General features: G+C 70.8%; 21 protein-coding genes and 2 pseudogenes. 15 read left to right on the forward strand and 8 right to left on the reverse strand.

The genetic code is table 11. The features are described 5' to 3' along the window. Positions 1 to 181 precede the first annotated feature (181 nt). Genes IE325_RS05795 through IE325_RS45975 form a run of 4 tightly spaced genes read left to right on the forward strand, consistent with a single transcriptional unit; the run spans position 182 to position 3,520 of the window. On the forward strand, positions 182 to 811 hold the full coding sequence (locus tag IE325_RS05795) for an SUKH-4 family immunity protein (protein WP_190068625.1): 630 nt from the start codon (positions 182 to 184) through the stop codon (positions 809 to 811). A gap of 12 nt (positions 812 to 823) precedes the next feature. Further along, positions 824 to 1,555, forward strand: coding sequence for a nucleic acid/nucleotide deaminase domain-containing protein (locus IE325_RS05800; protein WP_190068626.1), 732 nt, complete (start codon positions 824 to 826; stop codon positions 1,553 to 1,555). Positions 1,556 to 1,593: 38 nt separating this feature from the next. Further along, positions 1,594 to 3,357, forward strand: a complete 1,764-nt coding sequence (locus tag IE325_RS05805; protein ID WP_190068627.1) for a hypothetical protein — start codon at positions 1,594 to 1,596, stop codon at positions 3,355 to 3,357. 37 nt (positions 3,358 to 3,394) lie between these two features. After that, positions 3,395 to 3,520, forward strand: coding sequence for a DUF397 domain-containing protein (locus IE325_RS45975; RefSeq protein ID WP_229911674.1), 126 nt, complete (start codon positions 3,395 to 3,397; stop codon positions 3,518 to 3,520). Positions 3,521 to 3,596: 76 nt separating this feature from the next. Here IE325_RS45975 and IE325_RS46825 read toward each other — a convergent pair. Together IE325_RS46825 and IE325_RS05815 are read right to left on the reverse strand one after the other, a co-directional pair. Then, a pseudogene (locus IE325_RS46825) lies at positions 3,597 to 4,511 on the reverse strand (winged helix-turn-helix domain-containing protein); the annotation flags it as partial. A gap of 57 nt (positions 4,512 to 4,568) precedes the next feature. Beyond that, on the reverse strand, positions 4,569 to 5,906 hold the full coding sequence (locus IE325_RS05815) for a WD40 repeat domain-containing protein (RefSeq protein ID WP_190068629.1): 1,338 nt from the start codon (positions 5,904 to 5,906) through the stop codon (positions 4,569 to 4,571). Between the two features lie 134 nt (positions 5,907 to 6,040). Here IE325_RS05815 and IE325_RS05820 point away from each other — a divergent pair, with 134 nt between their 5' ends. Then, the gene (locus IE325_RS05820) at positions 6,041 to 6,814 is read left to right on the forward strand and encodes an intradiol ring-cleavage dioxygenase (protein WP_190068630.1); all 774 of its coding nucleotides are present in this window, start codon (positions 6,041 to 6,043) and stop codon (positions 6,812 to 6,814) included. A 57-nt stretch (positions 6,815 to 6,871) separates the two neighbouring features. Here the strand turns inward: IE325_RS05820 and IE325_RS05825 are convergent, their stop codons facing one another. Further along, positions 6,872 to 7,534, reverse strand: coding sequence for a DUF4360 domain-containing protein (locus tag IE325_RS05825; protein WP_190069197.1), 663 nt, complete (start codon positions 7,532 to 7,534; stop codon positions 6,872 to 6,874). Between the two features lie 260 nt (positions 7,535 to 7,794). Here IE325_RS05825 and IE325_RS05830 point away from each other — a divergent pair, with 260 nt between their 5' ends. Beyond that, positions 7,795 to 8,262, forward strand: a complete 468-nt coding sequence (locus tag IE325_RS05830; protein WP_229911675.1) for a peptidase associated/transthyretin-like domain-containing protein — start codon at positions 7,795 to 7,797, stop codon at positions 8,260 to 8,262. A 13-nt stretch (positions 8,263 to 8,275) separates the two neighbouring features. Here the strand turns inward: IE325_RS05830 and IE325_RS05835 are convergent, their stop codons facing one another. Both IE325_RS05835 and car read right to left on the reverse strand, forming a co-directional pair. Then, positions 8,276 to 8,905 carry a ScbR family autoregulator-binding transcription factor gene (locus IE325_RS05835; protein ID WP_190068631.1) on the reverse strand — a complete coding sequence of 210 codons (630 nt, stop codon included), beginning with the start codon at positions 8,903 to 8,905 and terminating at the stop codon, positions 8,276 to 8,278. A 113-nt stretch (positions 8,906 to 9,018) separates the two neighbouring features. Next, positions 9,019 to 12,570: a carboxylic acid reductase gene (car, locus tag IE325_RS05840; RefSeq protein WP_308437626.1), complete on the reverse strand. Its 3,552-nt coding sequence runs from the start codon at positions 12,568 to 12,570 to the stop codon at positions 9,019 to 9,021. Between the two features lie 148 nt (positions 12,571 to 12,718). Here car and IE325_RS05845 point away from each other — a divergent pair, with 148 nt between their 5' ends. After that, positions 12,719 to 13,459: a ScbR family autoregulator-binding transcription factor gene (locus IE325_RS05845; protein WP_190069200.1), complete on the forward strand. Its 741-nt coding sequence runs from the start codon at positions 12,719 to 12,721 to the stop codon at positions 13,457 to 13,459. Here the strand turns inward: IE325_RS05845 and IE325_RS05850 are convergent. Continuing rightward, positions 13,429 to 14,223 (reverse strand): aminotransferase class IV family protein, encoded by a 795-nt coding sequence (locus IE325_RS05850; protein WP_190069199.1) that lies wholly within the window; start codon positions 14,221 to 14,223, stop codon positions 13,429 to 13,431. The genes IE325_RS05845 and IE325_RS05850 overlap by 31 nt on opposite strands. Positions 14,224 to 14,307: 84 nt before the next feature. Further along, positions 14,308 to 14,934 carry a TetR/AcrR family transcriptional regulator gene (locus IE325_RS05855; protein WP_190068632.1) on the reverse strand — a complete coding sequence of 209 codons (627 nt, stop codon included), beginning with the start codon at positions 14,932 to 14,934 and terminating at the stop codon, positions 14,308 to 14,310. 180 nt (positions 14,935 to 15,114) lie between these two features. Between IE325_RS05855 and IE325_RS05860 the strand changes: the two genes are divergently transcribed. Continuing rightward, complete coding sequence (locus IE325_RS05860) at positions 15,115 to 16,629, forward strand: MFS transporter (protein ID WP_190068633.1); 1,515 nt, start codon at positions 15,115 to 15,117, stop codon at positions 16,627 to 16,629. 343 nt (positions 16,630 to 16,972) lie between these two features. Here the strand turns inward: IE325_RS05860 and IE325_RS05865 are convergent, their stop codons facing one another. After that, the gene (locus IE325_RS05865) at positions 16,973 to 17,860 is read right to left on the reverse strand and encodes a ScbA/BarX family gamma-butyrolactone biosynthesis protein (protein WP_229911678.1); all 888 of its coding nucleotides are present in this window, start codon (positions 17,858 to 17,860) and stop codon (positions 16,973 to 16,975) included. Between the two features lie 132 nt (positions 17,861 to 17,992). Here IE325_RS05865 and IE325_RS05870 point away from each other — a divergent pair, with 132 nt between their 5' ends. From IE325_RS05870 to IE325_RS05900, 7 genes and pseudogenes are all read left to right on the forward strand, one after another. After that, positions 17,993 to 18,616 carry a ScbR family autoregulator-binding transcription factor gene (locus tag IE325_RS05870; protein WP_190068634.1) on the forward strand — a complete coding sequence of 208 codons (624 nt, stop codon included), beginning with the start codon at positions 17,993 to 17,995 and terminating at the stop codon, positions 18,614 to 18,616. 85 nt (positions 18,617 to 18,701) lie between these two features. Then, positions 18,702 to 19,856: an IS701 family transposase gene (locus tag IE325_RS05875; protein ID WP_190068635.1), complete on the forward strand. Its 1,155-nt coding sequence runs from the start codon at positions 18,702 to 18,704 to the stop codon at positions 19,854 to 19,856. A 136-nt stretch (positions 19,857 to 19,992) separates the two neighbouring features. Continuing rightward, positions 19,993 to 21,186, forward strand: a complete 1,194-nt coding sequence (locus IE325_RS05880) for an IS701 family transposase (RefSeq protein WP_229911679.1) — start codon at positions 19,993 to 19,995, stop codon at positions 21,184 to 21,186. A 408-nt stretch (positions 21,187 to 21,594) separates the two neighbouring features. Then, positions 21,595 to 22,797 (forward strand): 3-deoxy-7-phosphoheptulonate synthase, encoded by a 1,203-nt coding sequence (locus IE325_RS05885; protein ID WP_190068636.1) that lies wholly within the window; start codon positions 21,595 to 21,597, stop codon positions 22,795 to 22,797. An 88-nt stretch (positions 22,798 to 22,885) separates the two neighbouring features. Continuing rightward, the gene (locus IE325_RS05890) at positions 22,886 to 23,545 is read left to right on the forward strand and encodes an isochorismatase family protein (protein ID WP_190068637.1); all 660 of its coding nucleotides are present in this window, start codon (positions 22,886 to 22,888) and stop codon (positions 23,543 to 23,545) included. Continuing rightward, positions 23,542 to 25,455: an anthranilate synthase family protein gene (locus IE325_RS05895; protein WP_190068638.1), complete on the forward strand. Its 1,914-nt coding sequence runs from the start codon at positions 23,542 to 23,544 to the stop codon at positions 25,453 to 25,455. Before IE325_RS05890 ends, IE325_RS05895 begins: the two co-directional genes overlap by 4 nt. After that, a pseudogene (locus tag IE325_RS05900) lies at positions 25,425 to 25,790 on the forward strand (shikimate kinase); the annotation flags it as partial. The gene IE325_RS05895 and the pseudogene IE325_RS05900, both read left to right, overlap by 31 nt. Positions 25,791 to 25,884 lie beyond the last annotated feature (94 nt).

Below are 25,884 nucleotides of genomic sequence, written 5' to 3' on the forward strand. Positions count from 1 at the left end.
GCGCGTCAATGGCCCGCGCAGCAACAGCCGCGTCGCCGATCCGAACGCGCTTGCCCGCAGCGGCCGTTCGAAGTTACGTTCCCTCGGGTTCCGTTCGAACGGGGGTTCTCGCCTCACCACGGCGGGACACCCGGATCCGGCCGTTCAGCAGCCGGAACTACGCCGCATCAATGGACAGGGAATGCCTCAGCTCGTCAATCGCGGAATGATGGAATCGGCCTTTCCACCCAAGAAGGTCGTCAGAGTGAGGGAGGACGGGCTCCCTGCCTGTCTCCATGAGTCGGCCCACGTGATCCTGACCGACGTCGGCCTGCCGGACGACCGGGCTTCCTTTTTCGCGATCGACGGAGCGCTCTTCGAGGGCGAGACGCCCAATAGCTTTCGGCGATGTGCGGAGCTCAGCTACTTCTCCGCCTACAAGAACATGCCGAACGGCTGGGAGAACTGGCTCGTCATTGGAGAGATCTTCTACGACTGTGTGGTCCTGGACCCCGTGTCCGGGATCGTGTACTGCCTGCCGGACGGCGAGTACCGGGCAGACCCGCTGAACCAGAGCCTCGACTCCTTCGTCTACTTCGTCTACCTACTCGAACTCGAGCGCCCCAACTACGACTTCACCGTGTCGGACGAGATCCCCGACTCGGAGGGCGTGGCCGTGTTCCTGCGGGAGAGGATGATCCGGGTCGACCCGCTGCCCTTCGAAGGGGTGGAGCCCTCCTGGTCGGAGGTTTTCGACTGGGAGGCCGAGGACGCGCCTCGGATGCCGGCGTGGGATGTTGTTCTCTCGAACGTGTACGAGTCCATTGGTTAGGCTGAGTCATCCATGGCAGTCCCCTACTTCGTCACCGCCGAGTCCGACCCCGTCCCCCTGGAGGACTTCGCGAAGTCCGTGGGGCGGGCGGTCGTGCGGGAGGAGTGTCGGGAGTGGGCGCGTCTCGGTGGTGACCGGGGGTTCGAGATCTGTGCTGATCACGACGGTGTCGTGCGTGCCGTACTCCTCGACTGGGACGAGGACTTGAGGTTCGTGAGCTCGGCGCCGGAGGCATTCGTCGAGTCGCTCGCCGCGCTCGACCGAGCCCTCGCCGTGATCCTCGGCACCGACTCGCCGCAGGAGGCCGCCGCCGCATACGGGGAGCTGGAGCGGCGATTGCAGGTCATCGACCCCCAGGCCTTCGCGGGGCGCGAGAACTGGTGGCCCCTCGTTCTCGACGACATCAGGGACACGGCGGGCGCGGAGTGGTTCACCGCGTTCGAGATCGTCGACGAGCGGGGCGAGAAGCAGATCGTCACGCAGGCCGGCGGGATCGGTGTCCATCCGGAGGAGCGGCTGTGGGGGCGGCTGCGGGCCGCGGGGGTCGCCGCTGAGCAAGTGCTGCGGATCCACACCGAGTTGGAAGCCTGCTTCATGCCGGGGCACTACTGCTCGCTCTGGCTCGGGCAGGTCTTCCCCGATGCGCAGCTGACGCACAACTTCCCCTACGGTGAGACTGCCGAGTCCCGTGCCGAGGGCATCCGGTTGCTGCGTGAGGCGGCGGAGCAGGCGCCGTCCCAGTAGGGCCGCGGGAGTTGAGGGAAGAGGGAGCGCAGCACGCCATGACCGTCGGTGCCGCCGTACCGGACATCTCCTCCTGGCCGCCGTTGGACGACGACAAGCGGGCCTTCGGGCAGCAGTTGCTCGGCTGGGCGGCCGACGGCAGCGGGGCCGGGCACCGGCTGTGTCTGGTGCGGGGTGCCGAGGGCAGCGGGAAGAGTCATCTGCTCGCCTGGTTCCTGGCCGGAGCGGCCGGCAGCCCCCGCACGACCGTCCACGCCACCATCCTGGCCGAGGGGCTGACGGCCGACACCTTCGCCTGGGAACTGGGGCGCCAACTCGGCTACGGCCCCCTCTCCCCCGCACGGCTGCTGGACCGGGTGAGCCAGGACGAGCGGCCGCTGCTCCTCCTCGTGGTCGATCTGCACCGGTCCGGGGCAGGCCCCGCGGATCTGCCGACGGCGGCACCGGCCACGCTGGTCGCCGCCCTCCTGGAGCCCCTGCTGGCCCTCCCCCACGTGCGCGCCGCCGTCGAGATCGGCGACGACGACCACGGGCTGCTGTCCGCAGACGGTGCCGACATCATCGACCTGGGCGGCGACGGTGGCCGTGGGAGCGCCGGGGAGATGTCGTTCGCGGAGCTTGCCGCCACGGTTCCGCGCACGGCCGACGGGCGGCCGGACTGGTCGCGGGCACCCGCCCCCTCCCTCCGCCACATCCTCGACGCTGCCCTGCGAGCCGATGACGAAGGCGCCGCCGTGCGTGGCCTGTTGGCCGACCCGGGCTTCCTGGTGCACGGCTCGGCGAACGCCCTCACGGCCACCCTCGCCGATGAGCGCATCCCCGTACCCGGTCGGCTCCGCGAGGTGTGGCAGCGCGCCGCACCGGAGCTGACGGCACATCACGACGACAGCGCCGAGCGTGCCGCCCTGCTGCACGCCGCCGCCGTGGGCACGGACGCGGCCCTGTCCGAGTTCCTGCGTCCCCTCGCCCGACGCCACTGGTGGTCCGCGGTGTGGGCCAGGCCGGATCTCCCCGTCGCCGCACTGGCACCGGCGCCGGGCGACGAACCACGCCTGTTGACGGCCGACGTCACCGGACGGATCCGGACGTACGACACGGGCACCGGCGCCGCAGCCGGAGCGACCGGCTCACCGCCGTCCACGCGCCCCGTCGCCGTCGCTCCGCGCGACGCCCACGCGATGCTGTTGCTCGACCAGACCGGCGTGCTGCTGCCGCTCGCACCCGAGGACGATCCCATCGCCGGCTTCATGCTCGACCACATCGCCGAGCACCACGGTGCGGCCGCCCTCGCCGACGACGGTGCCCAGGTCATCGCACTCGGCGGCGGCAGCCCGCAGAGCCCGTACGCGATCGTCGGCGACCGCGGCGGCAACCTCCACGCATGGTCCCTGAGCGACTATCAGGACTCCCCGCTCTCCTGCCGCGTACATGAGCTGCCGGTCACCGCCGCCGTCTGCCTCCGTATCCCCGCCGATGATCTGACAATCACCTTCAGCGCGGCACTCGACGGCTCGGTACGCCTGTGGGAGACCTCGGGTGAACCCATGCCGGTCCCCGTGGAGCAGCGCGCGTCCCAGGTCACGGCACTGGCCGCGGCCGACACCTCCGTCGGACCGGTGCTCGCCGTCGCCTGGAGCGACGCGGAGTTGCACCTGTGGCACGTCCTCTCCGGCCGAATGCGCGCCCTTCCCCTGCTGCACGGGTGCGGCTCACTCGCCCTGACACCCGAGGGGCTGGTCCTCGTCGGAGGCCCCGAGGGGTTGTACGCCGCGCGATTGCGGCTGGACGGGCTCTGGCCCTAGATCCGGTGAAGCGGGAGTCGCACGAAGCCCAGGATGCGTGCGCAGGCTCTCTCCCGAAGACCCCGGCATCATCGTCGTCCGTGACTCCAAGGCCCCGGAGAAGCGTCGGCTCGCGGTGTCGCCGGAGGCGTGGGGAGCCTTCGTGTCACATGCCTCAAGGTGAGGTCCTGGCCGGTACGGCCGTCCAGCAGCGCCCTCCCGAGCGGCGTCACCGTATGCACCTTGCATGAACTGACCAGCCCCGCCTTCCGCAGGACCCCGACGTGGTGGCTGGCCGTGGCCAGGGAGACCCCCGTGCCGTGGGCCAGCTCGGTCGTCGTCACTCCCCGGGCTGCCAGGGACTCCAGGATCACGGCGCGGGTGCGGCCGAGGAGGGCGTTCAGGGAGCGCGCCTCGGGTTCCCGGTCGCCCAGGGCCGTCTCGTGGGTCATCGGGTAGACCACCACGCACGGGAGCGCCGGATCCTTCAGCAGGGTCGGCTTGCGCCAGCAGAAGTAGGAGGGGAGGACGAGGAGTCCGCGGCCGTCCAGGTGGACGTCGCGGTCCGCGCCGAGTCCCGTCACTTCCAGTACCGGGCGGTGCCAGAGCAGGCCGGGGTGCAGGGAGCCGAGCAGGGAGCCTAGGCCGCCGTCGACCAAGTAGCGGCCGTGGACGGAGCGTTCGGCGTCGAAGCGGGAGCGGATGCGGGGCCACCAGGGGGCCAGGGCGGTCGCGAAGTAGCGGCGGAGGGTGCCCGCGAGATAGGTCACCGTCTCCTTGTCGCCGTCGGCGAGCTGTCGCGCCCGGAGTGGGAGGGGGCGGCCCGTCCGGGACAGTTCCGCCAGGTCGCCGCGAAGCCTCCGGCGGGGTGTGGACAGCACCGCGTCGATCCCGGCGTCCAGGCCGTCCGCGCCGGCGGCCGGGGTGAGGAAGTCGGCCGAATAGCCGAGCGGGGGTGCCAGGCGTAGCAACTGGCCTACATCCAGGGAGAGTTGGTGGCATACCGTCCTCCGCCAGGCGCCGAAGACCGCCGATCCCGTGGTCGTCTGCAGCATGTGCATGCTGAGCAGCGCCTCCCACATGGGGTCGGGGGCCTGCGCCAGCCTGATGTTCGCGAGGTCGTCGTCGGTGAGGTGAATGCGTACCGGCATATGAGCCATCCCCGTTCGATGCATGTGCAGTCACATGCTCCGGGGGGTGTCGGCTCCTGCCATCCTCAGAAGTCTCAGCGGTCAGGGGGCGCCCGGTGCGCGATGGTGCCCGAACATGACGAACGCGCCGCCCTTGTCGTCGACCGTGTTGGGTACGACCCGGTGCTCCGTGCCGAGCAGATGGCCCAGGTCCTCCCTGAAGAGCAGCGCTTCGATCAGGCCCCGGTCGCGGGCGCGCGCGGTGTCGGCGAACCATAGCCCGACGATCTCGCCGTCCCGTGTGCGCACCCTCGCGTAGTTGCCGTTGTCGTGCTCCACGGGGGCCGGGCCGGGGCGCTGGCCGGGGACCAGGTCGTCCTCCGTGAGGGATGCCGAGAGGAGTACGCAGCCGTCGTTGCCTGCGCTGGCGACCCGGGTGGTGCCGTCGGGGCAGGTGATGCCGATGACGTCGTTGATCGTCGCGCTGCCGAAGGACGCGTCGCCGAATGCCTGGCCGTGGCGGTTGAAGGGCGGGGTGAGGGCGGTCGGGTGGTGCGGGTCCCAGAGCTGGACTCCGCACTCGTCGTAGACGCGGAACGCCGCGGCGATCACCGTACGGCCGCCCAGCGGGACGGGCGCCAGCACCTCGTAGGGGGTGTCCAGCTCGCCCCGGGCGGTGTGCTCTCCGGTCCGCAGGTCCCATACGTCGATGCCGCGGCCGGCCGGGATCGCGAGGTGGCTGCCGTATGCCGTGAAGTCGCCCGGACCGCGCGCCATGAGGGAGAAACGCCCTTGATGCCAGCCGCGCCGGCCCGGCGCCCATACCTCCAGTCCGCCGCCGTACCGGGCCGCCGCGAAGCCCCCCGTGTCGTCGTCCGGGCGGACGCCGACCAGCCGGCGGACCTGGTCGCCGATGTGACCCTTCGGATGCGGCGGCTGACGGAAGCCGAACACCTCCTGCCCGCCCGCAGGGTCGATCACCCTGACCGCCTTGCCGTCGGCGACCACGAGCAGCTGCGGTTCGCCCGGGACGACCGCCACCGCCGAGGCACCGGTGTCGACCAGCCGACGTGGGGTGTACTCCGGGCTGCTCATATCGCGCGGGTCCCACAGCGTGACGCCGTCGGCGCCGGCGCACACCAACGCCCAGCCGTCGGTGCCGAGGTCGACCGCGGCCAGGCCCCTCACGTTGGCGCTGTCGACGGTGACCGGTCCGGCGACGTGCTCACCGGTGGCGGCGTCCCACAGCAGTACGGCGCCCTGGGTGTCGCCGCTGGCCAGCAGCTCGCCGTCGGCGGTGGGGACGGTGGCCAGGTGCATCACGATCGAGCTGTGCCCGCGCAGTTCGTACTCGCCGTTCGGGCGGGCCGTGCTGCCGGGGTCCGGGCGCTTCGGCGGTGCGGTGGGCCGGCGGCGCCGGAACGGGTTGGGTAGCTTCATACCCGTTTCCTAGCAACTCCCCCTCGGGACCCGTCCCCGGCGGCGAGTTCCATGACTCGCATAGAACTTGACGGATCCTCACTTTGCCCAACTGACAGCCCATCAACAGCAAGCCTCCCTACGGTGCCGTGTCCATGACAGACACCTCACGAGGCACCTCGGAAAACACCGAGAAGGAAACCCCGTTCACGATCGGTCGCCGCACCGTACTGATCGCCACCGGCGCCACCGCCGCGGCCCTGACCGTCGGCGCGGCGGCCCCCGAAACCCCCGCCGCCGCTCAGGCCGCCGCAGCCGTCTGCACCCTCACCAAGGAGATGACCGAAGGCCCCTACTACCTCGACGGACAGCTCGTCCGCGCGGACATCAGCGAGGACAAGACCGGCATCCCGCTGGAGCTCACCCTCACCGTCGTCGACGACGACACCTGCGCGCCACTGGACAACGCCCTGGTGGAGATCTGGCACTGCGACGCCCTCGGCGAGTACTCCGGCTTCGTCGGCAACAACGGCCACGACGAACCCGACAACGGCACTTTCCTACGCGGCGGTGTCCTCACCGGCTCGGACGGCGTCGCGCGCATCACCACCGTGTATCCCGGCTGGTACCGCGGCCGCTGCGTCCACATCCACGTCAAGGTGCACACCGACGTCACGCTCACCGACGACGGCTCGTTCACCGGCGGCCAGGAACTCCACACCGGCCAGCTCTTCTTCGACGAGACGATCACGACCCGGGTCGCCGCACTCGCCACCTACGCGGCCAACACCGTCCCGCGCACCACCCTCGCCCAGGACGGCATCTACGACGACGGAGGCGCCGCGTCCGGACTGCTGACGCTGACCGCGCTGGGCAGCACCCCCTCCGCCGGCTACGCGGGGACGCTCACGCTGGGCGTGGAGAGCTGACGTACACCTGGAGGACGGCCGGGCCGCGACGAGCGTGGCCCGGCCGTCGCCGTATCACTACTTGGCGCCGGGGCACTCCTTCCACGCCAGGTGGTAGACGGTGCTGATGTCACCGTCGGTCGAGTCCATGGTCATGAAGCTGACCTTGCTCGCGGACGACGTGCCGAGGTTCACCCGCAGCTCGGTGTTGATGTTGAAGTTGCGCTGCTTCCCGCAGGGCGCCCAGATCAGCTGGGCCCAGTCGGTCTCGTCGGTGGCCTGCCAGTTGTCGTTGAGCGGGCCGCTGAACGCGTGGTTGCGGGACTGGGTGTCCGGTGAACCCTGGAAGTAGTACGACGCCTTCTGCGTGGCCTTCGCGCCGGGCTGGAGGGCGGCGAAGCCGCGGTAGTCGGCGCTGGCGATGGCGTAGGTGAAGCCACCGGGGACATGCACGACCAGGCTGAGCTGGCAGTTCTTGCGGAACGCCGTCGGGTCGGAGTTGCCGCCGACCTGGGCGAGGTAGTCGCTGTAGGTGACGGTGAACGCGGTGTTGTCCTCGGAGACGGCGACGGCGGTGGTGCCCGCGGGGCAGCCGGAGCCGTTGACCGTGGCGACCTTGATGACGATCTTGTCCGGCGGCGGGTCTTCGAACGCGGGGGACGCCTGTGCCGGCAGGGCGGTGGTGAGGAGGGCGGCCAGCGCGCCGCCGCTCAGCAGCACGCGCACAAGGCCACGTGCCATGGGTCTCTGTGCCATGGATCTCTCCTTGGGATGGGGGGTGGCTTCGCCCTCCTCATGAACCTCTTCGTGACCCCTTTGAGGAAACGGTGAGGTTTCTGTGAGGATCGAGGGCGTTCGCATCGTAGGGAGCGGCCAGAACCGCAGCCAGGGTGAACTCCGGCCATTTACAACGCAGTTGGGCCCGATTGAGCGATGCGTTCCCAGGCCATTCACAGCCGCACATCAAGGCGCTCCTCAACTACCCTTCTAATTTCCTTCACATGACGGGAAACCAAGAGCACGACGGTCGCCGTGGCGGGCGGCCTGGCCTCGGCCGACACGACGACAACAGCCACGAGGAGGAGGACAACGGCACCTCCCTGCGCGGCGGCCGGATGACCGACGAGAGCGGACAGTGCGACATCACCTCGATCTGGCCGGGGCACTACGTGTCGCGCGCGGTGCATGTCCATATGCGAGTGCACACGGACGTGACGCTCACCGGCGACTCGTACACAGGCGGCGAGATCATTCACACCGGGCAGCTCTTCTTCGACCCGGACATCAGCACGGAGGTGCAGACGACCTCGCCGTACGCGAAGAACACCACGCCAGAGACCCGGTTGGAGGACGACGGCATCTACGACGACTCAGGCGCGTCCTCCGGTCTGCTGACCCTGGCGGCACTCGGTCACAGCGTGTCCGACGGCTACAAGGCGACCTTGACAGTGGGCGTCACCTCCGACTGAGCCCGTAGGACGGTCAGGAAGCCGGGCCGAGCAGGCGTTTGGCGCGGTGGGGGGAGGTGTCCAGCTTGGCGAGGACGCCGACGCTGGCGACGTTGGGCAGGATCAACTGGTACAGCCGCGCTATCTCCTCGTCCAGGCCCGGGCCCTGTGGCCGCGCCTCCGTCACCAGTTGCACACCGGTCCAGGCACCCACGGCCAGCCGCGCGATCTCGGCGGGGACCGCGTGCGGCAGCAACTCGCCGCGCTGCTCGGCCTCGACGAGCAGGTCCTCGCCCAGGTTGATCCAGTCCGGCCAGCGGGTGCCGAACATGCTGCGCGCCTTGGGGTCGACGGACAGCTGGACGGCGGCGCGCAGCATCGGCTCCTGGGGCATCCGGTGGGCAAGGAGGAGGCCGAGGTCGACCCATTCCTGGAGCTTGTACGTCTGCGGGAGGATCCCCTCGCGGGTCACGGCCCCGTCGAGCACGCCGCGCGCCATCGCTTCCTTGGTCGGGAAGTGGAAGTACAGGGCGCCCCGGGTCAGCCCGGTCCGCTCGACGAGGGCCGCGATGGTGGCGGCCTCGTAGCCGACCTCGATGAAGAGGCCGGCCATGGCTTCCAGGATGGACTCACGCGTACGGATCGCACGCTCCTGACGTGCCACTCGGCCGCCCTCCAGTCTCTTCCCAGGCCCTGCCGGAACGTTGAACCGTCGACCATGGGCTACCGAAGGTTCGGAATGGTACCAAGCCCTTCCGGCCGTCCCGGCAGGGGAGATCAGTGTCCGGACCCGGTCCCCGCCGCGCTCGCCATCAGGCTCTTCAGATCCCGCGCGTACTTGACGACGAGGTCACGGGTGAGGCTCGGGATGTCCCCGTGTCCGTCCGCGCCGTCGGCGCGGACGGCCGCGCGGAACCGCTCGGAGGGGATGACGGATCCGGGCACCGCTTCCTCGGGCTCCTTGAAGCCGTGCAGGATGGGCAGCGCCGTGTACTGCCGCAGTGCCTCGGGCAGGGCGCGCATCGCCGCCTCGAACCGGACGTACCAGTCCGCGTGGTCCGCCACCCGCTCGATGGGGTGGCCCTCCTGGACCAGCCAGTCGACGAAGGTGTCGAGGGAGACGCCGTCGTCGTTCGGGTTCACGAGGCCGAACGTCCGGTACTCGGACGGGTGCCGGGGCGCGCCACGGCCGCCGAGGGCGACCACGGCCGCGGCGGTGAAGTCGACCGGCAGTCCGTCGTAGTGGGCCTTCTCGCCGTCCGCGCGGTAGAAGGTGCGCGGCGCGATGCCGGTGGCGAGCACGCTGAACAGCAGTCGGCTGAACATGTCGGGGACGTTCAGCTGTCCGCCGTACCGGCTGTGCGCGAGGATCATGTTGGAGCGGAACGTGGTGACCGGCAGTCCGCACAGGTCGTGCGCCTCGCGCAGCAGTACCTCGCCGGCCCATTTGCTGGTCGCGTATCCGCCGGCGTAGCCGCCGTCGACGTCCTGGACCGGCATGGCGAGGCGGGGGTCGGTGTCCTCGTCGAGGGCGGGCTGTCCGGGGCGTGCGGTGGCGACCGCGACGCTGGAGATGTAGGTGACCGGCTTCATCCGGCTGGTGAGGGCCAGCTGGACGAGTTCGGCGGTGCCGACGACGTTGGCCTCGAAGAGGTGCGGGTAGGGCAGGACGTGGTTGACCAGCGCGCCGGCGTGGACGATCAGGTCGACCTCGTCGGCCAGCCGGTCCCAGGACGCCTCGTCCAGGCCGAGCCGCGGCTCGGCCATGTCCCCCGCCACGACGTCCAGATGGTCCGCGGCCAGTTCCTGGTACGTCCGCACCAGTTCCGGGTCGCCGCTGTCGAAGGCGGCGTCCAGCCGGCGCCGGGCCGCGGCGTCGTCCTTCCCGCGCACCAGGGCGATCAGCCGGCCGCCGGCCGGTGCCAGCGTGCGCAGCCACTCCAGGGCGAGGAAACGGCCGAGATAGCCGCTCGCGCCGGTGAGCAGCACGGTGCGCGGTTCGCCCTGCGGGCGGGGCAGTGCCTGGGCGTCGGTGAGGAGGCGGGCGTCGATGAACCTGTCGAGGGTGAGGTCCTTGGCGTGGACCTCGGTCGCGCCCTCGCCGTGCACCGAGGCGAACGTGGGCCGCCGCTCGGTGGTGCCGCGCCGGGCCTCGATGTGCTCGGCCAGGTGCCGCAGGTCGTAGGCGGGGCTGATGACCATGTCCACCGGCACCCGGACGCCGAAGGTGTCCTGGAGCAGGTTCGAGAAGGAGACCGCGGACAGCGAGTCGCCGCCCAGGTCCCTGAAGTGCGCGTCCGGGCCGATGTCGGCCATGGATCCGGCGAGCAGCGCACGTGCGGCGCGCTGCACGGTCTCCAGCACCGGCCGGTCCGCGCCGGAGAGGCGGATCGCCGCGAGTTCCTCGTCCTCGCGGGCGGTCGTGTCGGCGTACAGCGCGTCGAGACGTTCGCCGTAACGTTCCGCCAGGCGGGGCCACAGCAGCTTGCGGTGGTCCGAGAGCAGGCCGTTGGCCTGGCTGAACGGTTCGGTCTCGATCAGGAAGTCACGCGGGATCTCGTACGAGTTGAGACCGGTCTCCTTGGCCAGCTCCTGGAGCGTCCCGCTCAGCCGCTGCTTGAGGGCCCGCTCGTCCCCGTCGGACTCCCGCAGCGCGTCGGGGGTGGGCACGACGACGGCTAGGAGGTAGGACCGCTCGCTGTCGCCGTGGACGAAGATCTGCCGCACCAGCGGGCTCGCGGCGAAGACGGCCTCCAGCCGGGAGGGGGCGACGAACTCGCCCTGGGACAGCTTCAGTACGTTGCCGCGGCGGGCCAGGATGGCGATCCGGTCGGGCTCCAGCTCCGCGACGATGTCACCGGTCCGGTAGTAGCCGTCCTCGTCGAACAGCTCCGCGGACAGCTCGGGCTGCCGGTAGTAGCCGGGGACGACGGCGTCGGAACGCAGCAGGAGTTCGCCGCGCGGGTGCGGCAGATCGGTGCGGAAGTAGCCGAGTTCGGGTACGTCGGCGAGCTTGTAGTCGGTGACCGGCGGGCGCAGCAGCACCCCGTCTACCGAGACTCCGGCGGCCTCGGTGGAGCCGTAGACGATGTGCAGGTCGAGGCCCAGCAGGGACTCGATGAACGCGGTCAGTTCGGTCGAGAGCGGGGCGGAGCCGGAGCTGGCCCAGGTGACCCGGCCGCCGAGGACGTTCTCCCGGATGTCCGCGCGCACCTCGGCCTCGGCCTCCGCGCGGTCGGTGCCGGCCGCGGTGCGCCGCTCCACCTCGCTCCGGAAGCGCTGGTGGAGCATCTCGCACACCCGGGGCACCAGGGACAGTTCCGTGGGCCGGGCGAGGGCGATGTCCTCGAAGAACGTCGACAGATCACTGCCGGCCGTGAAGTAACTGGCGCCGCCGCGCACCATGGTGGCCTTCAGCGAGGAGTGTCCCGCCACATGGCTCATCGGCATGTAGTGGAAGGTGACGGCGTACGACTCGTCGAAGAGCTTCGCCCAGGCGCCGCCCCACATGGCGCCGGCCAGCCGCTCGGTGTACATGGCGCCCTTGGGCGTACCGGTGCTTCCCGAGGTGTAGATGAGCATCGCCAGCGGGTCCTCGCCGTCGGCGGCGGTGAACAGCGGGGCCTCGGGCAGGGCGGCGCCCCGCTCGATCAGGTCCCGCAGGATGTCCACGACCACGGCGGGGCGGGCCTCGGTGAGGCGGTCGAGGGCCGCGGCGAGGGTCTCGCGGTGGTCGTCCGCCTCGGGGTGGAAGTCGAAGACCACCAGTCGCCGCACCGAGTCGCTGTCGCGTATCAGGTCGACCGCGGCGTCGAGGCGCTCAAGGCTCGCGGCCACCACGAACGGCTCGGTCTCCGCCATGATCGCCCGCAGCTGCGCGGGGGCTGCGCTGGTCTGGAGCGGGACGGTGACGGCGCCGAGATGGATGCAGGCGAGGTCGACGGTGGCCCAGTCGCGGCTGGTGAAGCCGAGGACGGCGACCCGCTCACCGGGCCTGAGCGGGTGGTCCGGGCGGTGGTGCCATTCGCCGGCGACCGCTCTGACCCGCGTCCACAGTTCGCGGTAGGTGGTCGTCTCGTAGCGGGGCAGCAGCCGGATCGAGACCCGTCCCGTGGCGGAGTCACGCGCGAACTCCTTCGCGCGTTCTCCGACGGCGGGGCGGTCCGCGTGGCGTTCCATGACGGATGCCACCAGTTGCGCAAGTCGCATTCTGAGTCTCCGCGTCGCGTGTTCCAACTCGTCACCCGAAGGTAGACACAGCGGACGGGATCCCTGAGGAATCGGTCGACGATCTGTCAGGTCACCGACCGGCTCCGGCTGCCTCGACATGCCGGGTGCGACATCGCGCCACTGTCAGTAACTCTTCGTACATGGTGCGTTGTCGACGTGGTAAGAGTGGAGGACTCTCGGGGCGGAAGCCCGCTGGTCCGCGCGCCGTCCCCCCTCTTCCTTCTCCCTCTCCGGAGTGCGCATCGTGATGCAGGACCGTGCCGCAAGGACGCGACGAGATTTGATCCGATCCGCGGCCGAGCTCATCGAACAGGGCGGATTCGCCGGAGCCTCCGTCGGGCAGATATGTGCCCTGGCCGGGGTCAGCCGCGGCGCCCTGCACTTCCATTTCGGCAACAAGCAGGCCCTGGGCGAGGCGGTGGAGTCGACCGCCGCCGAGATCCTGCTGTGTGTGACGGGGCAGGTCCCGGAGCGGCACCCCGCACCGCTGCAGTTCCTCGTCGACACCTCGCACACGCTCGCCCAGCGGGTGGTGTGCGACCCGGTGCTCAGAGCGGGATTCACCCTGGCGCACGACGCGGCCTGGCACAGTGACGTGAGCCTGTGGCAGCACTGGCGGCAGTGGGTGCGCGGGCTGCTCGACCTCGCCCGGCGGCAGGGCAGTCTTGCTCGCGACGTCGATCTCGACGGCGCGGTTTCCGCCATCACCGCGCTGATGGCCGGTCTCGAGGGGCTGGAGCGCGATCCGGCCCGCGACCGGATCGCCCGCTCGGTGACGCCGTTCTGGCGTCTGGTGCTGCCTCAGCTGGCCGCGGAGGCGGTGCGGGGCCGGATCGAGGCGGCGGGCAGCTCCGCCGCCATGGCCGACGAACCGCCGCTGGAGCGCTGGCGGTTGGACGACGGGGCCGCCCCGCACGAATGCGCCGCGATGTCCGACGCGGAGCTGTGCTGCGTCCCCTACAGGGAGATGAGCGGCTCCGCCTCGTAGGCCCGGTGCAGCAGGTCCAGGAAAGCCGGTGCCTCGGGCAGGGACGTCGGGCCGATACGGCGGACCTCGACGCCCGGCGTCCATGAGTTCATGACCGCCCCGCCCGCCAGTGCCGGCAGATCCGCGGGGGTGACCTCCCGTACGCGCTGGGGGACGCCGAGGCGGTCCAGTTGCCTGCGGACGACGCCCATCGTGACCCCGGCCAGCATCCCGGCCGCCGGCCACACCACGGCGGTGCCGTCCCAGAAGGCGAGGTTCCAGATCGAGGCCTCGCTCAGCCGGCCCCGGCGGTCGGTGAACGCGACGTCGTCGCAGCCCTGTTGGACGGCCTGGCGCGGGAAGTAGGTCTTGGCGGGTTCGCCGACGTGCTTCACGGACGGCAGGAAACGCTCGTGCTCCACGACCGCGAGGGTGAGCGGGCCCGCGGGGCCGGTGGCCGGTGGTGCGCCGCGGACCAGGAGTTCGGGGTCCTCGTCGGGTCCGGCCACGGTGAACTCGCCGGACGGGGAGTAGACGGTCGCGGTCAGCGAGAGGTCGGCGGGGGCGTCGTCCAGGGCGGCGCGCAGCCAGGTCCGCACCCGGTCGTCGGGCAGTGCCCGGCCGAACAGTTCGAGCGAGGCGTGTCGCAGTCGGGCGAGATGCAGATCGAGGCCGCGCACCCGGCCGGCACGGATCTGCATCGCGGTGAAGTGGGCGTATCCGGCGAAGGCGAGCGGTGCCAGGTCCGCCACGCCGGCCGTGCGGTCGTTGCGCCTGGTGTTCATCGAATGGGCAGTCGTCACGCCCTGCCAACGACCCGGCTCCCGGGCGGACACCTCGGAAACGTCCGGTGGGAGCCGGGAGTTCGCTCAGCGTGGCGCGGTGACCGGAAAGGTCCTCGTGAAGGGCGTGTCGGCGTCGTCCGACCGGTGCCGCGCGGCGCGCTGCTCCATTCCGTCGAGCAGGGTCTCCAGACCCAGGTCGAAGTCGTCCTCGGTCGCCCGCAGCGGGGACTGCTCGGGCTTGTCGCCTCCGGACAGCAACTGCTGGGCCAGGTGCTGAATGCACACGCCCTGCACATACGACCACACGGCGATGGAGAAGGACCGCGCGAGGTCGGGATCGTCGGTGAGGTCCGCGAGGGCGTCCACCATCCAGTCGAGGCAGGAGGTGTCCGAGAAATGCCGGGCGGAACTCGAGGTCACCAGCGCCCAGGGGTGGGTGCAGTACACCTCCCAGTCGAGCCGGGCGGCGAGCCGCATCGCCTCGCGCCAGTCCGGGGGCGCCGGTTCGGGATAGGGGTGTTCGTCGCAGGCCGCCCGGGTGATCGCGGTGAGCAACGTGTCCTTGTTGGCCACATGCCGATAGAGCGACATGACGCCCGAGTCCAACTCGGTCGCCAGGCGCCGCATCGAGAGCGCGGCAATGCCCTCGGCGTCGGCGATACGGACCGCGGCTGCCACGATCGCGCCCCGCGACAGGCCGCGTGAACTCACTTGCCTGCCTTGTGCTTTGAAGGTCATGGGGTAGTATACCCAGCAGCTTGCGTACGCCGTACGCATGAATTTCGCGTACACCGTACGCATGGAATAGCGCGTACACCGTATGCAGGGTTTCGCGTACACCGTATGCAGCTTTCGGAACTTCTTCGCACCTTCTCCTGAAAGGTTGCCCCCGTGACTTCCCTCGACTTAGTCGCGGAGCGTGCCGACCGACGGGCCTGGCTGGGCCTTGTCATCGTGCTCGGCCCGGTCGCACTCGTCGCGATGGACGGCTCCGTGCTCTATCTCGCGATGCCGAGCATCACGTCCGCGATCACGCCCAGTACCGACCAGGCACTGTGGATCCTGGACATCTACGGCTTCGTGGTCTCGTCCCTGCTCATCGCATTCGGCAACCTCGGTGACCGCTACGGCCGGCTCAAGTTCCTGGTGACCGGCGCGGTCGTCTTCGGGGCCGGCTCGGCCGGTGCCGCGTTCGCGCCGAACCCCGAGATCCTCATCGCCTGCCGTGCGTTGATGGGCCTCGGCGGCGCCACGCTGCTGCCCGCCGGACTCGCCATCATCGGCAACCTCTTCCACAACCCGAAGCAACGCTCTCAGGCCATCGGCATCTTCGCGGCGACCTTCGCCGCCGGGTTCGCGGCCGGTCCGGTGATCGGCGGTCTGCTGCTGAGCCGGTTCGACTGGGGTGCGGTCTTCCTCATCAACATTCCCGTCGTGGTGCTGTTCGTGGTCTTCGCGCCGGTGCTGCTGCGCGAGGTGCGCACCTCCAATCCGGGTCGGGTCGACGCGCTCAGCGTGGTGCTGTCCGCGGTCGGCATCCTGCTGGCCGTCTACTCCATCAAGACGGCGGCGGCGGAGGGCTTCTCCCTCTCCCAGATCGCCATCGGGGTCGTCGGTGTCGCCGTCCTGGTGTGGTTCGCACGCCGGCAGCTCACGCTGGAGTACCCGCTGCTCGACCTGCGGCTGTTCAAGGACCACGTCTTCGCCGTCGCGATCCTCACCGGCCTGCTCTCGCTCGTCGCCTGGGCCGCCGCGGGCTATCTCAGCGGCATGTACCTCCAGTCGGTCCTCGGCTACAGCGTCCTTACGGCGGCCCTGCTGGCGCTGCCGGGTGCGGCGGTCCTCACCGCCGCGTGCATCGGGGCGAGCGGTGTGGTGGACCGGATCGGCAAGCGGTCGGCGCTCATCGCCTCGCACTTCTTCATGGGCTTCGGCCTGCTGCTTCTGCTGCTGACCACGACCGAGCACGGCGTGGCGGCGTTCATCGCGTCCTCCGTGGTCACCGGCGTCGGCTACGGCTTCTCCTTCAGCCTGGTCGCGGACACCGCCGTCGCCGCGGTGCCGGCCGAGCGGGCCGGTTCGGCCGCGTCGATCGCCGAGACCAGCAACGAACTGGGCAACGCCCTCGGCATCTCGCTGCTCGGCTCGCTGGCGGCCCTCCTCTTCCGGCTGACCGGCCCCGATGCGGCAGGCACGCTCGACGAGACACTGGACACCCGCGGCCTGTCCCCGGCCACCGCCGAAGAGGCCAAGGAGGCCTTCCTCACCGGTCTGCATGTAGCGGTCGGCGTGGCAAGCGCCCTCTGCCTGGCCCTGGGCATCCTCGCCCTGCGCTGGGTACCCAAGGAGGAGACACCGCCGTCCGAGCCCACCCCGGACCCGGAGTCGATGACGGCAACACACTGACCCACCCCCCCTTACGGCCCTGCGGCCCGGCCCCTGACGACAGGAGCGGGACCGCGGGGCCGAGGCATTTCGAGCGGACCTCACGCGGGGCCGCCTCGGGTGCCGAGTCGGCGACGACGACACGCTCACCCAACCTTCCGGCCCTGCGGTTCAGCTCCAGGAGAGAGGAGCGGGACCGCAGGGCCGAGCGTTTCCAGCGAACCCCGCGCGGGGCCGCCTCGGATGCCGAGTCAGTAACGGCGACACACCACCCAACCCTCCAGCCCTGCGGCCCGACCCCTGGCGACAGGAGCGGGGCCGCAGGGCCGAGGTGTTTCCAGTGGGCCCAGGTGTCGTTCCGGTGTCAGTCGGTCGTGCCGAAGTCGACGCGGAAGGCCGGTTCGCCCTGCTGGGTTCCGGTGACTCGGACCGCGCCGGGGGTCGGTAGTGGCTCGGTTTCGAGCCAGCAGGGCTGGTCGAATTCGACGTAGCGCCAGTAGGTGGCCTCGATCGTGGTCGAGGTGAAGGGGGTCGGGGAGTGCAGGGTGTGGGCCGCCTGGTCGGCGGCCTCCAGTAGGGCCAGGCCCGGGACATGGTCGACGGGGTGGTCGAAGAGGAGGTGGTTGCCGGGGTCGTTGCGCAGGAGGAGGCGGCCTGGGCGGTCTCCGGCGGACAGCGCCACGTCGGACGGTCCGGCTCGCCCTGCCAGCCGGGCGTCCAGGGGCGCGGGTACCGGCCAGGATCCCCAGTGCACGCTGCGCCGGGTCCCGCGGAGGCGGTCGTAGACCCGCTCGGAGATCCAGGTGAACTCGCTCTCGGCGCGGGCCAGCGGCTCCCCGTCCCGCAGCACCTGGAAGGTCATGTGCAGCGCGGATGTCGTACGCCGCCTGCCCCCGGCCTCCGAAACGGTGACATGGACGTCCAGCGCCGAGGTCCGGCCACGGGGTATGCGAAGGCCCGGGGCGATGCGGAAGGAGAGGGTGCTCAGCATGGTCTGGTGGGTCAGCGGAACGCCGTACTCGGCGTGGGCGACGACCAGTCCGGTCTGCCGGATGGTCTGGGCGAGGATCCGCGGGTCGTAGGGCAGGTCGCCCTGGACGGCCGGCCATCTGACACCGAGGGCGAACTCGCCGGCGGCCAGCCGTCGTGAACCGGTGACCAGCAGGTACTCCTCGCGTCTGAGGTGGGCGTACGAGCTGAGTTGAGCGGATGAGGCCGTGCCGGGTCGTGGTGCGAGAGTGGTGTGCTTCAACGTTCCCCCAGAGTCGAAGGTGGTCGGTCCGCGCTCTGTGCTCTGTTAAAGTACCGGACCTCCGTTCGGTTATGACCAAGGGCAAGCGTGAACCCAAGCACAGCTAAAGGGAGTTGCCCGGAAGGTGCTCGCATGGGAAGGCAGCAACGAGCCGTCCGCACCCGGAGGGTCATCCTCGAAGCCGCCGCCGCGATGTTCAACGACTTCGGGTACGACGCCACCACCATCGGCGGCCTCATCGAGCGCACCCGGCTCACCCGCGGCGGCCTGTACTTCCACTTCGCCTCCAAGGAACAGCTGGCGCGCGCCATCCTCGACGAGACATCGGCCCTGCGACCCGTCCCGCCGCAGCCGCTCAAGCTGCAGGAATGGGTCGACATGGCCCTGCTGCTCGGCTACCGCCTGCCCCGCGACCCGCTGCTCGGCGCCACGGTCCGGCTGTCGGTCGACCTCAGGGCGCGCGCGTTGTTCGGCACCCGCTGGCCCCAATGGACGGACGCGGGCGAGGAGTTGCTGTGCGCGGCCCGGGACCGGGGTGAACTGCTCGGCCATGTGGAGCCGGCCGAGGTGGCGCGGCTGCTCACCGCTTCCTGGGCCGGGATCCGGCTGCTCGACGAGGCCCTGCCCGACGGCGAACTCTGCACGCAGTTCGCCGTGTTCCTGGAGCTGGTCCTGCCGAACATCGCCTGCCCAGGGGTACTGGCGAAGCTGGACACCTCGCCGCACCGGGCCGCCGCCCTCGACCGCGCGACCTGAGGAAAATTCGCCGCCGTCTCGTGCATGCTTCATATAGAAACAGGACGACAGTCCTTTTTCATAGACGGGGGAACGGGGGAACGGGATGCGCGACGGCCTGGACGACGGGGCAGCGGCGGGCGAGGGGCCGATACCGGACGTTCTGGATGCGGAGCTGTGCCGACGGCTGTTCGGTTCGCTGCACCGCAGCGGGCAGCGGGTGAAGGCCGAACAGTACGTCCGCGGGCTGCTGTCGGTGCGCGGCCGCAAGACGCTGCGGAGCATCGCGGCACAGTTCGACGGGGCGTCGGCACAGCAGAACGTGCATCACTTCATCGCCTCCTCGCCCTGGGAGTGGGTCCCCGTACGGCACGCCCTGGCCCGGCAGGCGCAGCGGGCCCTGGCACCGCAGGCCTGGGTGATCGACTCGCTGCTGATCCCCAAGGCCGGTCCGCACTCCGTCGGCGCCGACCCGCAGCCCACCCCGCTGGGCACCGTCAACGGCCAGCAGGCGGTGGGCACCTGGCTCACGTCGGAGCGGGCGGCCGTACCGGTCGACTGGCAGCTGCGGCTGTCCGCGCGCTGGACGGTCGAGCCGCTGCGGCACCGGGCGAGCGTCCCGCCGGACGCCGTGCCGGGCACGGTGGAGGAATGCGTACGGCAGGCCGTGGTCGGGCTGATGGGCGTCGGGGAGATGCCCCGGCTGCCGGTGGTGGTGGACGTCGCGGAGGCGGACGGCATCTCGATCGCCCGCTTCCTGGCGTCGACGGGGCTGCCGTTCGCGGTACGGGTGGACGCGGCCGCGCCCGTGCGGATCGACCGGTCGCTGCTGCCGAAGTACGGCGATCTCCTGCACACCGCAGGCGAGTTGAGCGAGTCCCTGCCGCATCTGCGCCAGCAGGTCAACCCCGGTGACGGGCGTACGACGGCCGCGGCGATCCCGGTGTCGGCGTCACCGTCGGGGCGGGAGGCGATGACGCTGCTGGGCGAGTGCCCTCCCGGCCGGCCGGCCGAACCCCGGCTGTGGCTCACCAACTTCACCGCCGACCGTCTCGCCCCTGCCCTGCGGCTCACCCGGCTGCCGGGCGTGGTCGAGCGGGACTGCGCCGAGATCTCCGACGGGGTCGGGCTGCGGGACTTCGCGGGGCGCTCGTTCCCCGGCTGGCACCGGCACATCACGCTGGCCTGTGTCGCCCATCTGGTCAGCGCGGCGGCACGCCGGGGTGATGTCACCCACATCAACAGGACTACCGTTCGGTAACCTGACACTCTCGGCCGGTTGGTGATGACTCACCTCCCCTGATGCCCCTTACTCTCGGGCCGGGCCTCACTCTGGGCTCCCGTTCGATCACAGCGGATGTGCCACAGCACGGGTTGGATCCTCAGATAGGAGATTCATGCTCAGCCTCGACCTGCGTCCCCCGACCGCAGCACGAGGGACGCTCACCACACCCTTCCCGTCCCGCTCCCACGACGACCGCCTCACCGAGATCTCCTCGATGCTCTTCGCCTCGCTGTCCCGGAGCGACCAATGCAGAAAAGGCATGCAGTACTTACGGGGCCTGTTGGAGACACCGGGTCGCAAGTCCATACGCAACATCGCGGCGCTGCTCGGCGAGCAGGCGTCGGAGCAGAACCTCCACCACTTCATCTCGGGCTCCACCTGGGACTGGACGCCCCTTCGCCGAGCACTCGCCGAGCACTGGATCGGTGAACGCCCACCGCGGGCGTGGGTGGTGCAGCCGGTCATCATCCCCAAGACCGGCCGGCATTCCGTCGGCGTGGACAAGCACTTCTTCCCGACCCTGGGCCAGGTGCTCAACGCCCAGCGCGCCATCGGCGTATGGGCCGCCTCGGACACCATCAGCGCCCCCGTCAACTGGCGTCTCCATCTGCCGCAGACCTGGCTCAAGGACGCGCTGCGGCGCAGCCAGGTGTCGATCCCGGACGGCGTTCCGGTGGAGACGCTGAGCGAGTCCGTGGTCGAGGCGTGTCTGGAGGCGGTGAACCGCTGGCGGCTGCCGGTGCGTCCGTTCGTCCTCGATTCGTGCGAGGTGCACGCCGTACCCATCTTCACCAGGCTGCACACGGCCGGCATGCCGCTGCTCGTCAGCGTGTGCGAGGACCAGCCGCTCACGGTCGCGGATCCCGCCCTGCCCGGCGGCGGGCCGGGGCAGCTGACGGCCGAGCAGATCATGCTCATGGCCAGGGACCTGCGGCGGCCGGTCATGGCCGCCGACCACAGGCGGGGTGCGACGCCGTTCACGCACTGGGCCGCGACCGTACGGGTCACCGGGCCGTCCCTGCCCGCACCGTCCGCGGGACAGGGCGAGGTGCGGCTGCTGGGGGTCGGCGAGGAGGACGGGCGTTGGCCGGCCAAGCTGTGGCTGACGAACCTCACCGAAGTGCCGCCGGCTTCGCTGGTGCGGCTGAGCAAGCTGGCCGACCGGGTCGACCTGGACTTCACGGAGATCACCGACCGGGTGGGCATCCGGGACTTCTCCGGGCGGTCCTTCGACGGCTGGCACCGCCATGTGACGCTGGCCTCGGCCGCCCACGCCGTCGTCGCGCTCGCCAAGGGCGCCCAGTGAACCGCGCCTGAACACCCGCCCGCCAGGACCGGCGGGCGGACGGTCCCGCCGACCGCCCGCCCGCCGGTCCATCGGCATGCCCGGAGGAAATACGGGGGTGCGTGGCGGAACACGGGCTTCGAAAACACTGCGGGAATTCAACCGGCGTACCGCGGAGGAACAACGCCCGTGTGTCCGGTCCGACTTGACATATTCGGGACCACTTGACGGATCCCGCCTCACCTGACGGAGTACCGCGCACCTTGTTGGTGACGCGACGAATCCGTTGGACGATCTAGTGCGTCACGGGGATTTCGGCCGTGCCCTTTTCCCGCCATCCCCATTTCCCCCTTCCCTTCCCCTTCCCCTTCTCTTTCCCCTTCCCCGCGCCCCGCATCGGCGTGCGCATCGTCGCGATCGGAGAAACCAGTGGACGACGCTCTGCTCGATATTCGATATGAACAGGCGTTGCAGCAGCCCCCGTGGGAGGACGAGGCCCAGGTGCTCCGGGTGCGGAAGGAACTCGCCGCCCGGCTCCCGCTCGTCGGCGCCGAGGATGTGCGCACCCTGCGGTCGATGCTGGCCCAGGTGGCCGCGGGCGACGCCCATGTGGTGCAGACGGGCGACTGCGCGGAGGACCCGGCGGAGTCGACCGCAGGCCATGTCGCCCGCAAGGCGGGCCTGTTGAACATGCTCGCCGGCCAGCTGGAGATGGACACGTCCCGGCCCGTGGTGCGCGTCGGCCGGATGGCCGGCCAGTTCGGCAAGCCGCGCTCGCGTCCCACCGAGCGGGTCGACGGCCTCGAACTCCCCGTCTACCGGGGCCACATGGTCAACAGCCCGGAGCCCGACCCCGAGCTGCGCCGCCCCGATCCCGGGCGGCTGCTGTCCGGCTACCTGGCCGCCCGCGACGTGATGGGCCACCTCGGCTGGCTCGACGCTCCCGGCCCTGCCCGCATCGGCGCCCCCGTCTGGACCAGCCACGAGGCCCTGCTGCTGGACTACGAGGTGCCGATGCTGCGTCGGCAGCCGGACGGAGAGCTGTTGCTCACCTCCACGCACTGGCCGTGGATCGGCGAGCGGACCCGGCAGCTCGACGGCGCCCATGTCGCCCTGCTCGCCGATGTCGTCAACCCGGTGGCCTGCAAGGTCGGCCCCACGATGACGCCCGGCGAACTGCTGGCGCTGTGCGAACGGCTCGACCCGCGGCGGCAGGAGGGCAGGCTCACCCTGATCGCCCGGATGGGCGCCGGAACCGCGGCCGAGAGGCTGCCGTCGCTGGTGGCGGCCGTGCGCGCCGCCGGCCACCCGGTGATCTGGCTGACCGACCCCATGCACGGCAACACCGTCAGCACCCCCGACGGCCTCAAGTCCCGCTTCCTTCAGACGGTCACGCGCGAGATCGACGAGTTCCAGCACGCCGTCGCCGCGGCGGGCGGGGTCGCGGGCGGACTGCATCTGGAGACCACCCCGGACGACGTCACCGAGTGCGTCCGCGAGCTCTCCGAGGTCGACCGCGTCGGCACCCGGTACACGAGCTTCTGCGACCCGCGGCTCAACCCCGTACAGGCGCTCTCGGTGGTCTCGTCCTGGTGGATGACCGGCCGGAGCCTCCAGCCGACCGCCGCCTAGGGATCGGCCGCGTCGCCGCACCCCACCCGTATCCCACTCGCACCCCACCCACACCCCAGCCAGCCCTTCGCCCGAGGAGAGGACAGTCATGGCGGGCATACCCCCCATCGAGCCGTACCCGCTGCCGTCGGCGGACGACCTGCCCGGCAACACCGCAGGGTGGTCCGCCGATCCGGACCGCGCGGTGCTGCTCGTCCACGACATGCAGCGCTACTTCCTGCGGCCGTTCCCCGCCTCGCTGCGTGAGCCGCTGGTGCGCAACGCCGCCCTGCTGCGCGAGCGTGCCGTCGCGACGGGCATGCCGGTGGCGTACACCGCGCAGCCCGGCGGGATGACGGACGAACAGCGCGGTCTGCTGAAGGACTTCTGGGGGCCGGGCATGCGCGTCGACCCCGTGGACCGCGAGGTGGTCGAGCCGCTCACGCCTGGGCCGGACGACCGGGTGTTCACCAAGTGGCGGTACAGCGCCTTCTTCCGCTCAGGGCTGCTGGAGTGGATGCGGGAGCAGGGCCGCGACCAGCTGGTGCTGTGCGGTGTGTACGCCCATGTCGGGGTGCTGATGACCGCGGTCGAGGCCTTCACCCAGGACATCCGTACGTTTCTCGTCGCCGACGCGATCGCCGACTTCTCCGCCGAGTACCACCGGCTTGCCGTCGAGTACGCCGCCCAGCGCTGCGCCGTCGTCAGCACCACCGGCACCGTCCTCGGGCAGCTGGGCACCGCCACCACCGCCGGAGCCACCGTATGAACGCGCCCGCCGACCTCCTCGCCCGAGTACTGGCCCCGCACCCGCCGGCCTTCGCCCTGCTGCACCGCCCGCAGACCGGCGGAGCGGACACCGTGGACGTCCTGTCGGGTGGGATCTCCACCCCGGCCACGCTCGCGGACCTGCCCCTGCCCGACGGCGCGGCGCCCGCCGACGGCCCGCGTCATGAGCTGCTGACGCTGATCCCGTACCGGCAGATCGCCGAACGCGGCTTCGCCGGCCCCGACGACGGCGAACCGCTGATCGCGATGACCGTCGCCGACCAGGCCCGGCTCCCGCTGGACGAGGTCCTGCGCCGGCTCCCGGACGTGCCGATCGACATGACCGGCGGCGACTTCGACGTGGACGACGACACCTACGCCGAGACCGTCCGCCGGGTCATCACCGACGAGATCGGCACCGGCGAGGGCGCGAACTTCGTCATCAAGCGCTCGTTCGTCGCCGAGATCAGCGACTACGGCACGCACAGCGCGCTGTCGTTCTTCCGCCGGCTGCTGCGCGGCGAGTCGGGCGCCTACTGGACGTTCGTCGTCCACACCGGCGAGCGGACCTTCGTCGGGGCGACGCCCGAGCGGCACCTGAGCCTCCTGGACGGCACCGCCGTGATGAACCCCATCAGCGGCACCTACCGCTATCCGCCGGGCGGTCCGACGCTGCCCGGGGTGCTGGACTTCCTCGCCGACCGCAAGGAAGCCGACGAGCTGTACATGGTCGTCGACGAAGAGCTGAAGATGATGGCCCGGATCTGCGACACCGGTGGCCGGGTCGTGGGCCCGTATCTCAAGGAGATGGCCCGGCTCGCGCACACCGAGTACTTCATCGAGGGCCGCAGCACCCGCGACCCTCGGGACATCCTGCGCGAGTCGCTGTTCGCCCCCACGGTCACCGGCAGCCCGCTGGAGAGCGCCTGCCGGGTCATCAGCCGGTACGAGCCCGAGGGCCGCGGCTACTACAGCGGTGTGGCGGCGCTCATCGGCCGCGACGCGGGCGGCGGCCGCGCGCTGGACTCGTCCATCCTCATCCGCACCGCCGACATCGGCCCCTCGGGCCGGGTGCGGATCGGCGTGGGCGCCACGCTCGTGCGCCACTCCGATCCGGACTCCGAGGTCGCCGAGACCCGCGCGAAGGCGGCGGGGCTGGTCGCCGCGCTCCAGGCGGACCGGCCAGCCGCCGGGCAGGCGTCGGCGGGTGCCGTGCTCCTCGGCGACCATCCGGACGTGCGTGCCTCGCTGGAGCGGCGCAACACCACGCTCGCGGGCTTCTGGCTCGCGGGGGACGGCGGACGGGAACGCCCGCTGCCGGACCTGGCGGGCAGCCGGGTGCTGGTGGTGGACGCCGAGGACACCTTCACCTCGATGATCGACCACCAACTGCGGTCCATGGGCCTAGATGTGACGGTCCGTCGCTTCGACGACCTGTACGGCTTCGACGGTCATGACCTGGTCGTCATGGGCCCCGGCCCGGGTGATCCGCGTGAGACCGGCCACCCCAAGATCGCCCATCTGCGGTCCGCGATCGACACGCTGCTCACCGAGCGGCGGCCCTTCCTCGCCGTCTGCCTCAGCCATCAGGTGCTCAGCATGCGCCTCGGCCTGCCCCTGACGCGCCGGGAGGTGCCGAACCAGGGCGTGCAGCAGGAGATCGCCTTCTTCGGCGCCCGTGAACGGGTCGGCTTCTATAACACGTTCGCCGCCCGCAGCGCCGAGGACAAGGTCGAGGTCGAGGGCGTGGGCCTGGTGGAGGTCAGCCGCGACGCGGAGACCGGTGAGGTGCACGCGCTGCGCGGTCCGCACTTCGCCTCGATGCAGTTCCACGCCGAGTCGGTGCTCACCGAGGACGGTGTGCGCCTCTTCGGCGCCCTGATGACGGACGTCCTGGGCGTCCGGCTCTGACCACACCCCGGCGGCGGGCGCTCGCCGGGCACGACGGCGTGCTCGCGCCGGGCGGCGGCGCCGTCCTCGACGCGGGCACCCGCGCGCTGCTCGCCGGCCGGCCCGTGGTCTGGCGGTCGATGGGCGCCGACGCGGCCGCCCGACGCGCCGGGCTCGACCTGGCCCGCCCGCTGCTCGCGGCCGAACCGCACCCCCGGTGGTGGGAGTTGGCGGAGGCACGGCGGCACCTCTACGCCGAGGCCGCGTCGGCGAGGGTCGCCACGGACGGCCGTACGCCCGACGAGGTCGCCGAAGCGGTCCTGGACGTACTGGAGTTGACGACGAGGCCCAGGTGACATCGCGATGGCCGGTTCTCAACCCCCTTGGCACTGTGCGGACTTGTCGCGCCCAGAGGCATGTGATTAACCTGATGTCAGTTGTCAGACAACT

The organism is Streptomyces lanatus (assembly GCF_014655715.1).
Classification (GTDB): Bacteria; Actinomycetota; Actinomycetes; order Streptomycetales; family Streptomycetaceae; genus Streptomyces; species Streptomyces lanatus.